At 71.1% G+C, this 13732-nt stretch carries 14 protein-coding genes and 1 tRNA gene; 3 read left to right on the top strand and 12 right to left on the bottom strand.

All coding sequences use genetic code 11. The annotated features are described in order from the left end of the window. Window positions 1–208: 208 nt before the first annotated feature. Window positions 209–1489 carry a hypothetical protein gene (locus DY240_RS31520; RefSeq protein ID WP_147375584.1) on the top strand — a complete coding sequence of 427 codons (1281 nt, stop codon included), beginning with the start codon at window positions 209–211 and terminating at the stop codon, window positions 1487–1489. A 563-nt stretch (window positions 1490–2052) separates the two neighbouring features. On the opposite strand, the gene DY240_RS29850 is transcribed toward DY240_RS31520, so the two are convergent. The 9 genes from DY240_RS29850 to DY240_RS29810 form a co-directional block, all read right to left on the bottom strand. Then, a complete protein-coding gene (locus DY240_RS29850) occupies window positions 2053–2376 on the bottom strand; it encodes a hypothetical protein (RefSeq protein WP_119663282.1) in 324 nt (107 codons plus the stop codon). Continuing rightward, entirely contained in the window at window positions 2373–2660 is a 288-nt protein-coding gene (locus DY240_RS29845; RefSeq protein WP_119663281.1) for a transposase, read from the bottom strand. The genes DY240_RS29850 and DY240_RS29845 overlap by 4 nt, the downstream gene beginning before the upstream one ends. A gap of 14 nt (window positions 2661–2674) precedes the next feature. After that, entirely contained in the window at window positions 2675–3001 is a 327-nt protein-coding gene (locus tag DY240_RS29840; RefSeq protein ID WP_119663280.1) for a hypothetical protein, read from the bottom strand. After that, complete coding sequence (locus DY240_RS29835) at window positions 2998–3549, bottom strand: hypothetical protein (protein WP_119663279.1); 552 nt, start codon at window positions 3547–3549, stop codon at window positions 2998–3000. The genes DY240_RS29840 and DY240_RS29835 overlap by 4 nt, the downstream gene beginning before the upstream one ends. A 286-nt stretch (window positions 3550–3835) precedes the next feature. Then, a tRNA-Phe gene (locus DY240_RS29830) sits at window positions 3836–3908 on the bottom strand. 160 nt (window positions 3909–4068) lie between these two features. Then, a complete protein-coding gene (locus DY240_RS29825; protein WP_119663278.1) occupies window positions 4069–6078 on the bottom strand; it encodes a cytochrome c oxidase assembly protein in 2010 nt (669 codons plus the stop codon). Next, on the bottom strand, window positions 6078–6716 hold the full coding sequence (locus DY240_RS29820) for a copper resistance CopC family protein (RefSeq protein WP_119663277.1): 639 nt from the start codon (window positions 6714–6716) through the stop codon (window positions 6078–6080). Before DY240_RS29820 ends, DY240_RS29825 begins: the two co-directional genes overlap by 1 nt. Beyond that, window positions 6709–7443, bottom strand: coding sequence for a YcnI family copper-binding membrane protein (locus DY240_RS29815; protein WP_119663276.1), 735 nt, complete (start codon window positions 7441–7443; stop codon window positions 6709–6711). The genes DY240_RS29820 and DY240_RS29815 overlap by 8 nt, the downstream gene beginning before the upstream one ends. 89 nt (window positions 7444–7532) lie before the next feature. Further along, entirely contained in the window at window positions 7533–8084 is a 552-nt protein-coding gene (locus DY240_RS29810) for a hypothetical protein (RefSeq protein ID WP_147375583.1), read from the bottom strand. A gap of 133 nt (window positions 8085–8217) precedes the next feature. Here DY240_RS29810 and DY240_RS29805 point away from each other — a divergent pair, with 133 nt between their 5' ends. Together DY240_RS29805 and DY240_RS29800 are read left to right on the top strand one after the other, a co-directional pair. After that, window positions 8218–8988: an ABC transporter ATP-binding protein gene (locus DY240_RS29805; protein WP_119663274.1), complete on the top strand. Its 771-nt coding sequence runs from the start codon at window positions 8218–8220 to the stop codon at window positions 8986–8988. Beyond that, window positions 8985–10352, top strand: a complete 1368-nt coding sequence (locus tag DY240_RS29800; RefSeq protein ID WP_199702736.1) for an FtsX-like permease family protein — start codon at window positions 8985–8987, stop codon at window positions 10350–10352. The genes DY240_RS29805 and DY240_RS29800 overlap by 4 nt, the downstream gene beginning before the upstream one ends. Window positions 10353–10356: 4 nt before the next feature. On the opposite strand, the gene DY240_RS29795 is transcribed toward DY240_RS29800, so the two are convergent. From DY240_RS29795 to DY240_RS29785, 3 genes are all read right to left on the bottom strand, one after another. Next, on the bottom strand, window positions 10357–11676 hold the full coding sequence (locus DY240_RS29795) for a formimidoylglutamate deiminase (RefSeq protein WP_119663273.1): 1320 nt from the start codon (window positions 11674–11676) through the stop codon (window positions 10357–10359). Next, the gene (locus DY240_RS29790; RefSeq protein WP_119663272.1) at window positions 11673–12842 is read right to left on the bottom strand and encodes an allantoate amidohydrolase; all 1170 of its coding nucleotides are present in this window, start codon (window positions 12840–12842) and stop codon (window positions 11673–11675) included. The genes DY240_RS29795 and DY240_RS29790 overlap by 4 nt, the downstream gene beginning before the upstream one ends. Continuing rightward, the coding region (locus DY240_RS29785) for a DUF2293 domain-containing protein (protein WP_233552929.1) at window positions 12839–13732 on the bottom strand (894 nt) is incomplete at its 5' end. The genes DY240_RS29785 and DY240_RS29790, both read right to left, overlap by 4 nt.

Here is a 13732-nt window from a genome sequence, read left to right as displayed (position 1 = left end):
CGCGTAAGCTCTCGGACGTTACGCCGTATCGGTGCTTGATGTCGAGCACGCGTCGCCAGCCCGCAAATCGTGGAGTTGGCGGACAGTCACAAGGTCACTATGCGAAAGGTGTTACACGATGCCATGGCCGGAACTAGCGCGATCTGACCGCCGACGCCTCAGCGCAGATACGGAACGCACGTTTGCCAATCGGCCACGGGACCTTCGCATGGTACTGGACCTCGAATTGCAGGAGGATGAGGGCGGCATGCTGACGTACCTGCGCGAGCTTCTCCGCCTTGAGCAGTACGAAGTATTTGTCGAGCACCAGCCAGGGGATCCGGTTGACGGATACCACTTCCAGATCAACCTGCCTAACCCCTCCGGATCGTCCAGCCACCAGGATGACTATGGATCCGTTACCGCCGACGGCCCTGGCAGGGCCGAAGCAAAGTACGTTCTGTTCTATCCGAGAAGTAGTATGGATGCGGCGGAAAGGCGTGCTCGGGCTGACCGCGGAGATCCTGGCGAAGCCGCAGCCGCAGAGCTGCTTGCAATGGCGGCTGAAGCTCTCGGCACTGACTTTCTGGTGACTAATCGAGCCCCGCTTGTTGGCGCCAAGTGGCGCCACAGAGGAAACCCTGTTACGCCCGCCGAGGCGTTGACGGTCATCGGGCTTCATATGCGCGTGGCCGGCACTGTAACCGTCAGGGCGAGCGAGACTTTCAGAAGCCAGGTTGACACGAACTGGGCTGAACTTGTGCAAGCCTGGACACTGCTGCCAGATGTCAAAGAAGCCGTCAGTCATGCACCAAACAATGAACCGTGGGCTCAGCTCCTCCGCGAGACCGTGTATCGGACAGGTCAAATGCTGCGCGCACGAGACCGAGTACTTCTCGCGTCTACCGAGTTCTATGAGAAGCACCAGGTAGACGTCGAGAACGAGGTTGAAAGGCTCGCCTTGGCGGGGATGAGTGCGTTCGACATAGTTGCCCGAGCGACAAATATCGCACTCGGGCTGGGGCTAGATGCACAGCAGTGCAGCCTCCGTTACAACAAATACCAGAATGCGCTCGCTAAAGTCGATCCTATGACGGCGGCGAAGCTGGATGACCTCACCACCGCGGCGACCATCGAGTTGGTCTCGGGGCTTCGGAACACCATACACGGCGAACCATTGCGCCCCGTGGGTTATAGCGGGTCAAATACGCGCCAGGCAGTCCCACGTGTGCTAATACCTTCCGACACGACCAAGCGTGTGCACGACGCAGCAAAAACGCTTGGAAAGCACAAATCTTGGATCAACGATTTTGGCCCTTATGGAATCCTGATACATCCGCAGCGCGTAGCTAACGACTTGATCATATTGACGGTTCAAGCTGTGAACGCCTTAGTAGGCTCGATCAAATGGCCACTCGATCCTGAGAGCCAGGGGTGGCCAAGGACTGACCCGCATGATCCCTTTGAGCCGCGGAACGCGCAGCGTATCAATTGGCTCTATGGGCTATAGCGATCTTCTGGGCACATGTATGTCGGTGGACCTTGCCACGGACGCCTGATGCAGCAACTGGAGTCGCGCCCGGTTGCCTGCGGAAGATCCTCGACGACGATCGACATATGGGCACAATGGCGAGCGTCCTCGATAGGTGACGGTCAAGTATCGGCCGCCACAGGACAGCCTTGAGAGCTGCGAGCTGTGAGAACTTTCTGTACTCCGTCAAGGCGGCTCGCTCCGCTCGCCGCGCGGCCCGCCGGCTTCGGGCCGGGTCGGGCATGCGGCCTGGCGGCCGGTCCCTCCCGCGGCCCGGCCGGCGGCCGCCGGGCATGCAGAGGGCCGGCGACGGTGAGTTGTTTCACCATCGCCGGCCAGCTGTCGATCGGGCTTGTCTCTCAGGGGGCGTCCCCCTCACGCCGCCATGATCCGGCCTGCGCTGCGCGAGTCAAGGGCACTGCGCTGCGCTCCGTGTCGCTGCGCGATCGACTACGTCGACCCTGGACACGCTTCGCTTCGGCCTAGAGGCGGCAGTTACGAGGGCCACGCCGGAGAGTGGGCACGACCCGAGTCACCCCGAGCTATGCGGCGGGGTCGCTGTCGATGAAGCGGCGCAGCTCGTCGGCGTCGGAGATGAGCCGGTTCACCGCGTCCTTTAGCGTCGCGTTCTCCCGAGCGGCCAAGCTGTTCAGCACCCACCCGCGGATCAGCGCCGACACCGGGAGATCGGCCTCACGAGCGATCTGCTCGATCTTCGCGAACTCCGCCGCCGGCAGCCGCACCGACTGCACCACCGACCCGGCCAGGTTCGGGTGCGTCCCCACCGTCCCTTCGGGATAGGGGTGCTCCCTGGTCGCCTCGGACTCGTCCTGGATCTCCTTGATCTTGTCCTCGATCCTGCTCATGCTCGCCTCCTTCGCATGTACTCACGCCGATCGGCGCTGTTCGACGGCCATCCGTTCGCGCCCCATAACCAGGACACGGCCGGGTCGCGGACCAGGATCACCGTCACCAGCTCCTCTCGTGACCGGCACAACCCGATGACCCGGATGCTGTCGCCGGACTTGCTCTTCGGGTCCGGATCCAGCACCCACGCCAGCGGGTCGGCCAGCGCCTCGTTCGCCTCCTGAACACTTACCTGGTGGCGGTCCCACATGTGCGCGGCACCGTGCGTCCAGTCCACATTCATCTACTACAACCCTACTACGAGTAGTGACAGTCGTCATTCCGATGCCGTACTGCGTCCAGCTCCGTCGCTCGCTCGGCTGCCTCGGTCAGCGCCACCGCGATGTCAGGCACGGACCCAGCGGCGAACAGGTAGCCGGTCGTCGACGACCACGGCGTGGTCACGGTCAGCTCGACACACACCGACGCCCGCGGCTGCACGCGCTGCGCGAGGTTCACGCCGACCAGGCCGCCACCACGAATCCCGCCGGGCACCGATGCCACGTACTTGCGGTGCACGGCATGCGTTCCGGTCTCGTCGCACCACTTCACCGCGCAGGCCGCATTGCGGTCGACGGCGGTCACGGTTGACGCTCCTGCTCAGCGACGTACAGCTGCCGCACGTCCTCCAGTGACGCGCGCAGCTCGGTCAGCCGGTCGGCCAGCTCGGGGATCCCGGACAGCGGCTCGGCGTTCTGCTCGATCAGCGCCATCGAGCGTTCCAGCGTCTCCATGTGGACCTCGACCGCGAGCGCACGGCCGGCGGCACGATCCAGCCGTCCGCGGAAGCCGATCACGAGCCCGCCCCAGCGACGGTAGAGCCGGTCGAGACGTTCGATGATCTGCTCGTCGGTCATGCCCGGCAGGTAGGCCCGTGCGTCGGACAGGATGGTCGAGGTCCAGCCGGCCCGCTGAACGATGGTGCCGATGCGGTGCAGCTCGTCGGCCAACTCGTGCGCGTCAACCGCGGTGAGGGCGAAGTGCGCGTACTGACCGCTGTCCTCCGGGCGGATCGTCACATCGATCGTCGGGCCTTCCTCATCGTGGTACGCGACGATCTCTCCGATGTCATCACTCACGAACGGAGCACGGGTGATGATCTCCCGCTTCTTCGGCTTCGATACGGTGACCATGGGTCTCTCCCTGGCTAGAACAGGTTGGGATCAAGTCCCCGGCCCGGTGTTCGCGCACCGGCCGGGGGCGACTACAAGGGATGAGGCAGATCCGAGCAACAGGAGGGCCACGCGCCCGGCGCACCACGACCGCGAAGCGGCGTGACGGGCGGAGTTCGGCTCGCTGACTCCGACAGTGCGAGCGGATGGATCGCCGTGCACCCGGCGTGCCCCAAGGGGCGGATACGGCCGGGTAATCACGGTCAACCGCGGCGACGAACGAGAGATGTTCGCGCTGGTGAAGGGGTGGACAGGGGCGGGTTCGATCCGCCGACCTTCCGCTTTTCAGGCGGACGCTCTTCCAACTGAGCTACCTGTCCTTGCGTTGGCGGGACGAGTTTAGCCGACGCCGCCGCCGGGGCGAAATCGTGGTGTCCAGTCGGCCCGCCCGGGTGTGTGTCGGTGTGTTGACGCTGACGCCAACAGTTGGCCTCAGCGTCAACACCCCTGATAAGTGACCCGACCCGGCGCCGAGCGCGCTCAGGTCTTCTCGCGCCTCGACCGCTCGTCGAGCTTGGCGAGGTAGGCGTTGTAGGCCTCGCGTTCGGCCTCGTTCTCGCCCTCGCGCCGGTCGAAGCGCCGCGCCTCGCGCTCGTCCGAGCGGTACCACTGGACGAAGAGCACACCGATGACCAGCAGGCCGGGCAGCTCGCCGAAGCCCCAGGTGATCTGCCCGGCGAGGATCTGGTCGTCCAGCGGCGCCGGCAGCCAGGGCATCTCGACGGCGATCTCGCGGTAGTAGTCGCCGGCGATGAGGCGGGAGGACTCCATCAGGGCCAGGCCGAAGACGGCGTGGAAGGCCATCGCCAGCAGCTGCAGGACGACGCGGGCGGGGAACGGCGGGCGCTTGGGCAGCGGGTCGATGCCGATGAGCATCTCGAAGAAGAGGTAGCCGACCACGAGGAAGTGGGCGCTCATCAGCATGTGGCCGGTGTGCGAGCGCATCGCCGCCTCGAACAGGCCGGTGAAGTACACCGTGAACGAGCCGGACACGAACAGTGCCAGCGCCACCAGCGGGTGGGTGAGCACCTGGGCGACCGGGCTGTTGACGGCGGCGGTGATGGCCTCGCGCGGGCCGAGCTGGCCGCGGCGGGCCGGTTTCAACGCACGCAGGGCCAGCGTGACGGGGCCGCCGAGGACCAGCAGGATGGGGCTCACCATCATGAGGATCATGTGCTGGACCATGTGCACCGACAGCATCACCATGCCGTAGGTCTGCAGCCCGCTCAGGCCCACGAACGCCACCGTGGCGAGGCCGGCCAGCCAGGCGATCGTCCGCCCGACGGGCCACCTGTCGCCGCGGCGGTGCAGCCGCCACACGCCGCCCAGGTAGAGCAGCAGGGCGGCGAGGACGCCGAGCGCGAACATCGCGTCCGGGTAGAACTCGGTGAGCAGCCGGCTCGGGCTCAGCTCCGGCGGGACCGGGAAGCCGATGAGGGTGCGGACGGCGGTGCGGACCTCGGGGATCGCCGGGCCGGGCGGCTCGGTCCGGCTGAGGGCGACGGCGAGGCCGAGAGCGACGGCCATGATGATGATCTCGCCGATGGCCAGGCGGCGGAAGGCGCCCGGGCGGCCCGCGTCCAGCTGCGGCAGCGTGCGGCTGCGGTGCCGCCAGCCCAGCCAGCCCAGCGCCACCAGCGCGAGCACCTTCCCGAACAGGATCAGCCCGTACGCCGACGTGAACACCTCGGCCAGCGAGTCCAGCCGCACCCACGCGTTCAGGACGCCGCTGGCCGCCACCATGACGAAGCAGCCCAGGGCGACGGCGGAGAAGGCGCGCGCCGCTCGCGGCAGCTCCCGTCCGCGCCGTCCGGCGTACCAGGAGAGCGCGACCAGCCCGCCCACCCACAGCGCCATGCCGACCAGGTGCACCAGCAGCGACACCCGCGCCGAGTGGTGGTAGTCGCCCGACGACGAGTGTCCGATGAGGCTGAGCGGCACCAGCGTCGCGACGCCGAGGCAGAACAGCGCGATGGCGCCGCCGTGCCCGAGGGTCAGCCGGGCGGCCGGGACGATCGCCAGCGCCAGCACGACCATCGCGGCGTACGCTCGGCCCTGCTCGACCGTCGACGTGTAAGAGACGAACGAGTCGCCGGCCAGGGCGTCCGGCAGCGGCCGCCCGACCAGGTCGGACAGCGTCAGCAGGTGGACGACCGCGGCGGCGACGGCCAGCACGAGCGCCGACAGCGACGCCGCCCGCAAGGCGTGCAGCGCGTCGCCGCCGAGCTGGCCCTTGCGCACCGGCAGGACGACCGCCAGGCCCAGCAGCCCGACGGTGACCGCGCCGGCGCCGTCGAGCAGGGCCCGGGCGACCGGCAGCCCCCACTTGGTGACCTCGCCGGGGTCGCCCAGGCCGGGGATGCCGGCGGTGGCGTCGCCGCCGCCGAGCAGCAGCGCGACGAGCAACGTGACCAGGGCGACCCCGGCCGCCGCCACCCCCCATTGGCGGGTGGGCGGCAGGACGTCGGCGGCCGGAGTCGAGGTGTTCATCAGCTGTCAGTGTCCTCCGCGGTCCCGCGTCGCCGGCCACCGGCCGCCACGAAGGCGAGAACGGCGACGACCAGCGCGCCGCCGGCGATCAGCAGAACGGTCGCCGTCGAGCCCAGCCCGCCGTCGTCGCCGGACGACGAGTCCGCGCCGGCGGCCGGCGTCGTCTCGTCCGACGGCGCCTCGGCAGGGGACGACGTGTCCGGCGTCGCCGCCGTCGATTCAGGCGCCGACGGCGTCTCCGCCGGGCCGGCCGCCCCGACGCCGGCGACGGTGAACGCGACGGTGCCGTCGATCGGGTGACCGTCGGACGACACGACCCGGTAGGCGATCGTGTACGCGCCGTCCGGCAGCTGCTGGACGGCCTGGGTGACGGTATCGCCGACGGTCTGCGGCGCGCCGTCCTGGTAGGCGGTACCGGCGGCGTCGGTGACCGCCACCTGGACGAACTCGCCGGGGATCGCGTTGCTGAACACCAGCTCGACCGAGGTGAGCGGCGTGCTGACGGTGCCGCCGTCCTCCGGCGTGCTGGCGACCAGCTGGTCGTGCGCGACGGCGACGGGAGCGGCGGCGAGGGACAGCCCGGCGACCGGGGCCGCGGCCAGCGCCGCGACCCCGATCAGGCGACGGAGGTCACGCATGGCGCCGCCGCAGTGCCGCCGCGCCGATGCCGAGGCCGGCCGCGCCGACGACGAGCCCGCCGATGCCGACCCCTCGGGCGAGGTCGTCGCTGGTGTCGCCGCCACCCGCCGAGGCCGTCGCCTCGCCGCCGCCCTCGTCGGACACGTTCTCGGCCGCGGGAGCACCGCCGTGGCCGTCCTCCCCGGTCGCCTCGACGACCTCCAGGGCCGGCGCCGGGTGCTCTGGCTCCTCCTGGCCCTCGACCGTCTCCTCGGCCCACGCGACGACCTCGCCGTCGTCGTAGGTCTGGGTGGCGGGCAGGAAGTACGTGCCGGCCTCGGGCAGCGGGCCGACGGAGATCGCGAACTCGTCGAACTCGCCCGGCCCGATGCGCACGCCGGGGTCGGCGGTCCAGGTGACGGCCGTGACGGCTTCCTCGAGCGTCCGGTCGCCCACCTGCACCGGTTCCGGGAACTGGGTGGTGGTGAGCTCGGCGGTCCAGCCCGCGTGCGGTTGCACCCGGACCGACGGGATCGGGGAGTCGGCCGGCAGTTCGAGCCTCACCTGCACGGTGCCGGCGGTGTCGGACTCGTTCGGCACCCGGACGGTGATCTTGGCGTAGGAGCCGGCGGTGTCGACGTCCGGCCGGATGGTGACGTGCGCGGCGGCGGTCGCCGCGAGCACCACGCCGAGCGTGACGGCGCCGCCGGCGGCGAGCCCCACCCGGGCGAGGGTACGTGTGGTCATGAAATGCGTCCTTTGTCGTGTTCGTGGAGATGCACGTGAGCCCGCGGCACCGCAATCGCGGCGCCGCGTCCCCCGTGGACAGCGGTCGGTCAGCCCAGAACCGGCAGCGCCGGCGGGCCTCTCCACGGTGTCGACCGGACGAGCAGGACGCTGCGCGGGGCGGCCGCGTCGACGTCGCCGTCGGCGGCCCGCACCCGCGGCACCGTCACGACGGGGCCGGACAGCAGCCGGCGCACCCGGGTGAGCAGCACCGTCGCGGACAGTGTGGCCAGCGACCACGCGACGTTCTCGGCCCCGGCCAGCAGCACGGTCAGCGCGGCGGCGGACAGCGCGTGCGCCAGCGCCATGCCCGCGGACGGGACGACGGAGGACGGCGCGCCGTGGTGGCCGTCGAGCGTCAGCAGGACGTGCAGCACCGGCTGGGTGAACACCAGCATGGCCGCGATCTCGGCCACCGAACGCCGGCGGTCGGCCAGCGCCACGCACGCGACGCACAGCAGCAGCGCCACCGCGACGAAGCCGGGATGCGTGGTGACGTCGCCGCCGGCGGCCGCGTGGGCCAGCGTCGGGAGCAGCAGGCAGGCAGCGGACATGACCAGGCCGCGCGCGATGCGCGCTCGTCCGCGTCCGAGACCTGGCACGCCGTCACTGTACCGAGCCGGTCAAGACGCACCCCGGGGGCTAGCCCCACCCCCACTGGGGAGGCTGCTCCATCGTGCCGGACCGGCCCCGATTCCTAGGTTGCTGGTGAGACGTTGACGAGAAGGAGACAGCATGGACATCACGAGGTCGGCCGAGGCCCTGCGGCTGGTCCAGGTCAGCAAGACCTACGGCACCGGCGAGAACCCGGTCCGGGCGCTGGACGACGTGTCCCTCAGCCTGGCCGCGGGCACCTTCACCGCGATCATGGGCCCGTCGGGGTCGGGCAAGAGCACTTTCCTGCAGTGCGCCGCCGGGCTGGACCAGCCGACCGCCGGCCGGGTCTTCATCGACGGCTCGGAGCTGACCGGCGGCAGCGAGACGGCGCTGACGAAGTTCCGCCGGCAGCGCATCGGCTTCATCTTCCAGCAGTTCAACCTGCTTCCGACGCTCACCGTGCTGCAGAACGTGACGCTTCCGCTGCGGCTGGCCGGCAAGCGCGCGGACCGCAAGCGCGCCGTCGCGATCCTCGAGCGGGTCGGGCTGGGCGAGCGGATCGACCACCGCCCGGCGGAGCTGTCCGGCGGCCAGCAGCAGCGGGTCGCCATCGCGCGAGCGCTGGTCACCAACCCGAGCGCGATCTTCGCCGACGAGCCCACCGGCGCGCTGGACAGCCGCAGCGCCCGCACCGTCCTGTCGCTGCTGGCCGAGGCTGTCCGCGAATTCGGCCAGACGGTCGTCATGGTGACGCACGACCCGGTGGCGGCGTCGTACGCGGACTCGGTGATCTTCCTGGCCGACGGCCGGATCGCCGGCTCGCTGGACCGTCCGACGGCGGAGGCCGTCGCCGAGCGGATGACCCACCTCGGCGACGCGGTCCCCCTGCGCACGGCTGTGGGTGAGTGACGGTGTTCGGCCTGGCCCTGCGCTCGCTGCGGCACCGCACCGGCGGGTTCGTCGCGAGCTTCCTGTCCATGTTCCTCGGCGCGACCGTCGTCATGGCGTTCGCTGCACTGCTGGACACCGCCGCCGGCTCCGGCGTCGACGACGTGAGCGAGGAGACGCTGACGACGATGGCGCTGGTCGTGGGCGGCTGGGGTCTGGTGATCGTGCTGTTCGCGGTGATCTCGACCATGACGCTGTCGGTCCGCCAGCGGGCCGGTGAGATGGCGCTGCTCAAGAGCATCGGCGCGACGCCGTTCCAGGTCGGCCGGATGATCGTCGGCGAGGCCGCCGCCGTGGCCGTCGTCGCGGCGGCGCTGGCGATCCTGCCGGCGGCGGGCGCCGGCCGGCTGCTGCTGGAGATGCTGCAGAACACCGACCAGGTCGCCGAGGGGATCTCGTACGGGTTCGGCGCGGCGGCGCTGTCGATCGGGCTCGGCGTGACGTTCCTCGCCGCGGTCGGCGGTGCGATCGTCACCGCCCGCCGGTCGACGCGGCTGCGGGCGAAGGAGGCGATGACGGCGGTGACCATCGAGCAGGCGCGGATGACCCGCAAGCGCGCCGTCGCCGCCATCGCGTTCCTCGCCATCGGCCTGAACTGCGCGATCCTGACCGTCACGCTCTTCGACGACAAGGGCATCGACGCCATGCAGACCGCCGGCCAGGCGTCGATCTGGTTCTCCATCGGGCTGGCGCTGTTCGCGCCGGTGCTGGTGCGGGCGGTGACGGCGGTGCTGGCCGGTCCGCTGCGGCTGCTGGGCGGCACCAGCGGCTACCTCGCGGTCGAGAACGTCCGCCGCCGGACGCAGCACATGGCCGGCGCCCTGATGCCGATCATCCTGTTCACCGGCATCGCGACCGGCACGCTGTACATGCAGAGCATCGAGAACGCGGCGCCGCCGGCGGCCGGGTCGTCGATCCCGGCGGACGAGGCCCAGGCGATCGAGACGCTGAACTTCGTCGTCGTCGGGATGCTCTCGGTGTTCGCGGCGATCCTGGTGATCAACACACTGGTCGCGGCCACCACCTACCGGCGCCGTGAGTTCGGCCAGCAACGGCTGGCCGGCTCCACACCGCCCCAGGTGCTGAGCATGGTCGGCATGGAGGGCGTGGTGCTCGCGGCGGCCGGCGTGCTGTTCGGCTCGATCGGCTCCATCGTGACGGTGTTCCCGTACAGCCTGGCGCGTACCGGCGAACTGCTGCCGGACACCACGATCGGCATCTACCTCGGCATCGTCTCCACCGCCGCCGTGCTCACGCTGGCGTCGTGCCTCGGCGCGGCCCGGAAGGCGATCAGGGTGCCCGCGGTGCAGGCGGTCGCCGTGTGACCGCTCAGTCCCACAGCGGGGCGATGGCGCGGGCCAGCAGGCTCGGGACGTCGCCCCGTTGGTGTGTTCCGCCGCTGACGACGGTGCGGCCGCCGACGACGACGGTGTCGACGTCGGCGGCGCCGGCGGCGAAGACGAGCTGGGCGGGGTCGGCGCCGGCGGTGCGGACGGTGTCGGTGCGGACGGCGACGAGGTCGGCCGCCGCGCCCGGGACGAGCCGGCCGTTGCCGGGCCAGCCGAGTGCGGTGTGCCCGTTCTCGGTGAGCGCGGCGACCAGGGCGGCGGCGTCGAACGTGCCTCGCTCGCCGGTGCGCAGCCGTTCGTGGTGCTCCAGCAGCCGGGCCTCGAGCAGCAGGTCGGCGACGGCGTGCTGGTCGCTGCCGACGCACAGCAGCGACCCGGCGGCGGCGAGCAGCCCTGTCGGGGCGAGGCCGTCGGCGAGGTCTTGTTCGGTGGTGGGGCAGGCGCAGATGGTGGTGCCGGCGGCGCCGAGCAGGGTGATGTCGTCGGGGGTGACGTGGTTGGCGTGCACGGCGGTGGTGCGGGTGGTGAAGGCGCCGTGGTCGGCCAGCAGCTGGGTGGGGGTGCGGCCGTACGCGGTCAGCGCGGCCTCGTTCTCGGCGGGTTGTTCGGAGAGGTGGACGTGCAGCGGCCGGTCGTACCGGTCGGCCCAGGCCGCGACGGTGTCGATGGCGGCGGGCGGGACGGCGCGGACGGAGTGGATCGCGGCGCCGACCCGGAACCCGTCATCGTCGGCGTCGGCCAGCTGGTCGGCCCGCGCGGCCCAGGCGTCCGCCGTCCCATCGCCGAAGCGCCGCTGGACGCCGTCCAGCGGCCGGTCGATGCCGCCGGTGAGGTAGCAGGCGTCGAGCAGCGTGAGCCGGATCCCGGCGTCGGCGGCGGCCTGGCGCAGCGCCGCGGTCATGGCGTTGGGGTCGGCGTACGGGGTGCCGCCGGGGCCGTGGTGCAGGTAGTGGAACTCGCCGACGACGCTGACGCCGGCCAGCGCCATTTCGGCGTAGGTGGCCAGCGCGAGCTGGTAGTAGGTGTCGGGGGTGAGCCGGGCGGCGAGGGCGTACATGGCCTCGCGCCAGGTCCAGAACGAGCCCCGCCCGGTGTGGGTGCGCCCGCGCAGCGCCCGGTGGAAGGCATGGGAGTGGGCGTTGGCGAACCCGGGGAACACGACGCCGGGCAGCCGGATGTCTGAGGGTTGGGCGGGTGTGCCGGCCGCGGCGGTGACGATGACGCCGTCGGCGACCTCGATCCGCACGTTCTCGTGGAGCCCGGCGGGGAGCCAGGCGTGCGCGGCCCAGAACGTCGTCACCGGGTCAGCTCCGCGAGGACGTCGGCCAGCGCGACCACGCCGGCGTGGCAGTCGGCGCGCTCGGCGAACTCGGCCGGGGAGTGCGAGACGCCGGTGGGGTTGCGGACGAACAGCATCGCCGTCGGGATGCCCGCGGCGCTGAGGATGCCGGCGTCGTGCCCGGCGCCGGTCGGCAGCAGCGGCGCGTCACCGAGCAGGCGGCTGAGCCGCGCGGCCAGCGCCGGGTCGAACACGGTGGCCGGCGTCCACGACTCCTGCTGGGGCGCGAACCGGCCGAGGTCGGCGAGCACGGCGGCGACGGCGTCAGGGTCGGCGCCGCGGCAGTCCAGCCAGGCCCGGACCTGCGACGGGATCGCGTTGACGCCGTTCGGGTCGACCTCGACCTTGCCGACGGTGGCGAGGACGCCGTGCCGCTCGGCCGTGGTGCGGGCATCGGTGACCAGGGCGGCGAGGTCGAGCATCGGGTCGCGGCGGTCGGCCAGCGGCGTGGTGCCGGCGTGGTTGGCCTCGCCGGCGAGCGTGACCCGCCAGCGTCCGTGCGGCCAGATCTCGGTGGCGACGCCGACCGGCGCGCCGGCGGCGTCCGCCAGCGCGCGGCCCTGCTCGACGTGCAGCTCGACGAACACCCCGACACGGCCCAGCGCCTCGGGGTCGGCGGCCGGTTCGGGCCGGCCCTGCCGCCCCAGCGCCTGGGCGAGGCTGACCCCGTCGGCGTCGGTGAGCGCGAGCGCCCGCTCGACCGGCAGCACGCCGGTGAGCAGCCGGGACCCCGCGCACGCCACCCCGAACCGGGCGCCCTCCTCGTCGCCGAAGTTCACGATCCCGATCGGCCGTGACGGGGCGTGCCCGCGGTCGCGGAGCATGTCGACCGCGGCGAACGCCGACACCACCCCCAGCGGCCCGTCGAACGCGCCACCACCGGGCACGGAGTCCAGATGGCTGCCGGTGACCACACCCTTCCCGCCGGCTGACGGCTCACCCCACCACGCCCACTGATTGCCCGCGCGGTCGACGGCGACGCCCAGCCCGCGGCGGGCCGCCTCGGCGGCGAACCACTCCCGCAGCTCCGCGTCGACGTCGGTCCACGCGAACCGCCGGTAGCCGCCGCGCGGATCGCGGCCCACCGGCTCCAGGTCGGCCCACATCGCATCGAAGGACGCCGTCATCGGGCGGTTCGCCAGCGGGCGAGGATGTCGTCGACCTCGTCGTGGACTCGAGCGCGGGCCTCGCCGCGCGGGACGCCGGCCATGAGCAGTTCGTCGTAGTCGGTGTCCTCGTGCCGGACGGATGCGACGACGGCAGCGGTGACGGCGCGCTCGTCCAACGCACGTCCGCTCGCGGTGCGTCCGACCCGGCCGCTCCCGCGCGTGCCGGTATGCCTGGCGATCGCCGTCGCCCGGTGCGTCGGGCAGCCGGGGAACAGTCCCAGGATCGCCTCGGCGAACTCGAGCTGGAAGGCGGTGTCCTCGTCCGACCGGCGATCCCGCTCGCGCTCGCGCCGTCGGGCCCGCACTTCTTCGTCGGCGAGACACAGTTCTTCGGCGCGTTCGACCGCGGCCTCCTCGACGAGAACGCCCTGCCGTTCGTAGCGCTTGCGGGCGCGGCTGAAGCGCACGACTCGTGCGGACAGCCCGCTCTCCTTCTTGGCACGACGGGTGAGCGCGGCATCACCCGCCGGGAGGAAGACCAGGTGATCCATCTCGACGCAGGTCAGGCAGAACGGCTCGTCGTTCTCCATGAACAGGAACGGTCCGGACTCGCCGCAGCCGGCGCAGGTCCAGTCGCGCAGCGGCATGATGACGGCGAGGTCGGCTCTGCCCCGTCCCTCGGGCTTCGGATCGTGTGGGACCTCTACCACGTTCACTCCGGACCATCGTTCGATGCGGACCCGAGCAGGATAGGTCCATCGCGCCCATGCCCTCAGTTGATCTTGGAGTTGTTCGGCCATCTTTCGGACATATCGCCCCACAATTGCCGAACAACTCCAAGATCTCTCTGTCAGGATCTTGTGTGCCGGGGTGCTGCTCGACGGGGCGGGGTGCCGGTGTGAGCGTCG

Source organism: Jiangella rhizosphaerae (assembly GCF_003579925.1).
Taxonomy (GTDB): domain Bacteria; phylum Actinomycetota; class Actinomycetes; order Jiangellales; family Jiangellaceae; genus Jiangella; species Jiangella rhizosphaerae.
This window is presented reverse-complemented; position numbering and strand designations above follow the sequence as displayed.

Bases quoted from the DNA above. Each gene is read 5' to 3' on its own strand.
- DY240_RS29825 (WP_119663278.1), bottom strand. From the start codon at position 6,078: ATGAACACCTCGACTCCGGCCGCCGACGTCCTGCCGCCCACCCGCCAA.
- DY240_RS29850 (WP_119663282.1), bottom strand. From the start codon at position 2,376: ATGAGCAGGATCGAGGACAAGATCAAGGAGATCCAGGACGAGTCCGAG.
- DY240_RS31520 (WP_147375584.1), top strand. From the start codon at position 209: ATGGTACTGGACCTCGAATTGCAGGAGGATGAGGGCGGCATGCTGACG.
- DY240_RS29845 (WP_119663281.1), bottom strand. From the start codon at position 2,660: ATGAATGTGGACTGGACGCACGGTGCCGCGCACATGTGGGACCGCCAC.
- DY240_RS29815 (WP_119663276.1), bottom strand. From the start codon at position 7,443: ATGACCACACGTACCCTCGCCCGGGTGGGGCTCGCCGCCGGCGGCGCC.
- DY240_RS29790 (WP_119663272.1), bottom strand. From the start codon at position 12,842: ATGACGGCGTCCTTCGATGCGATGTGGGCCGACCTGGAGCCGGTGGGC.
- DY240_RS29805 (WP_119663274.1), top strand. From the start codon at position 8,218: ATGGACATCACGAGGTCGGCCGAGGCCCTGCGGCTGGTCCAGGTCAGC.
- DY240_RS29835 (WP_119663279.1), bottom strand. From the start codon at position 3,549: ATGGTCACCGTATCGAAGCCGAAGAAGCGGGAGATCATCACCCGTGCT.
- DY240_RS29820 (WP_119663277.1), bottom strand. From the start codon at position 6,716: ATGCGTGACCTCCGTCGCCTGATCGGGGTCGCGGCGCTGGCCGCGGCC.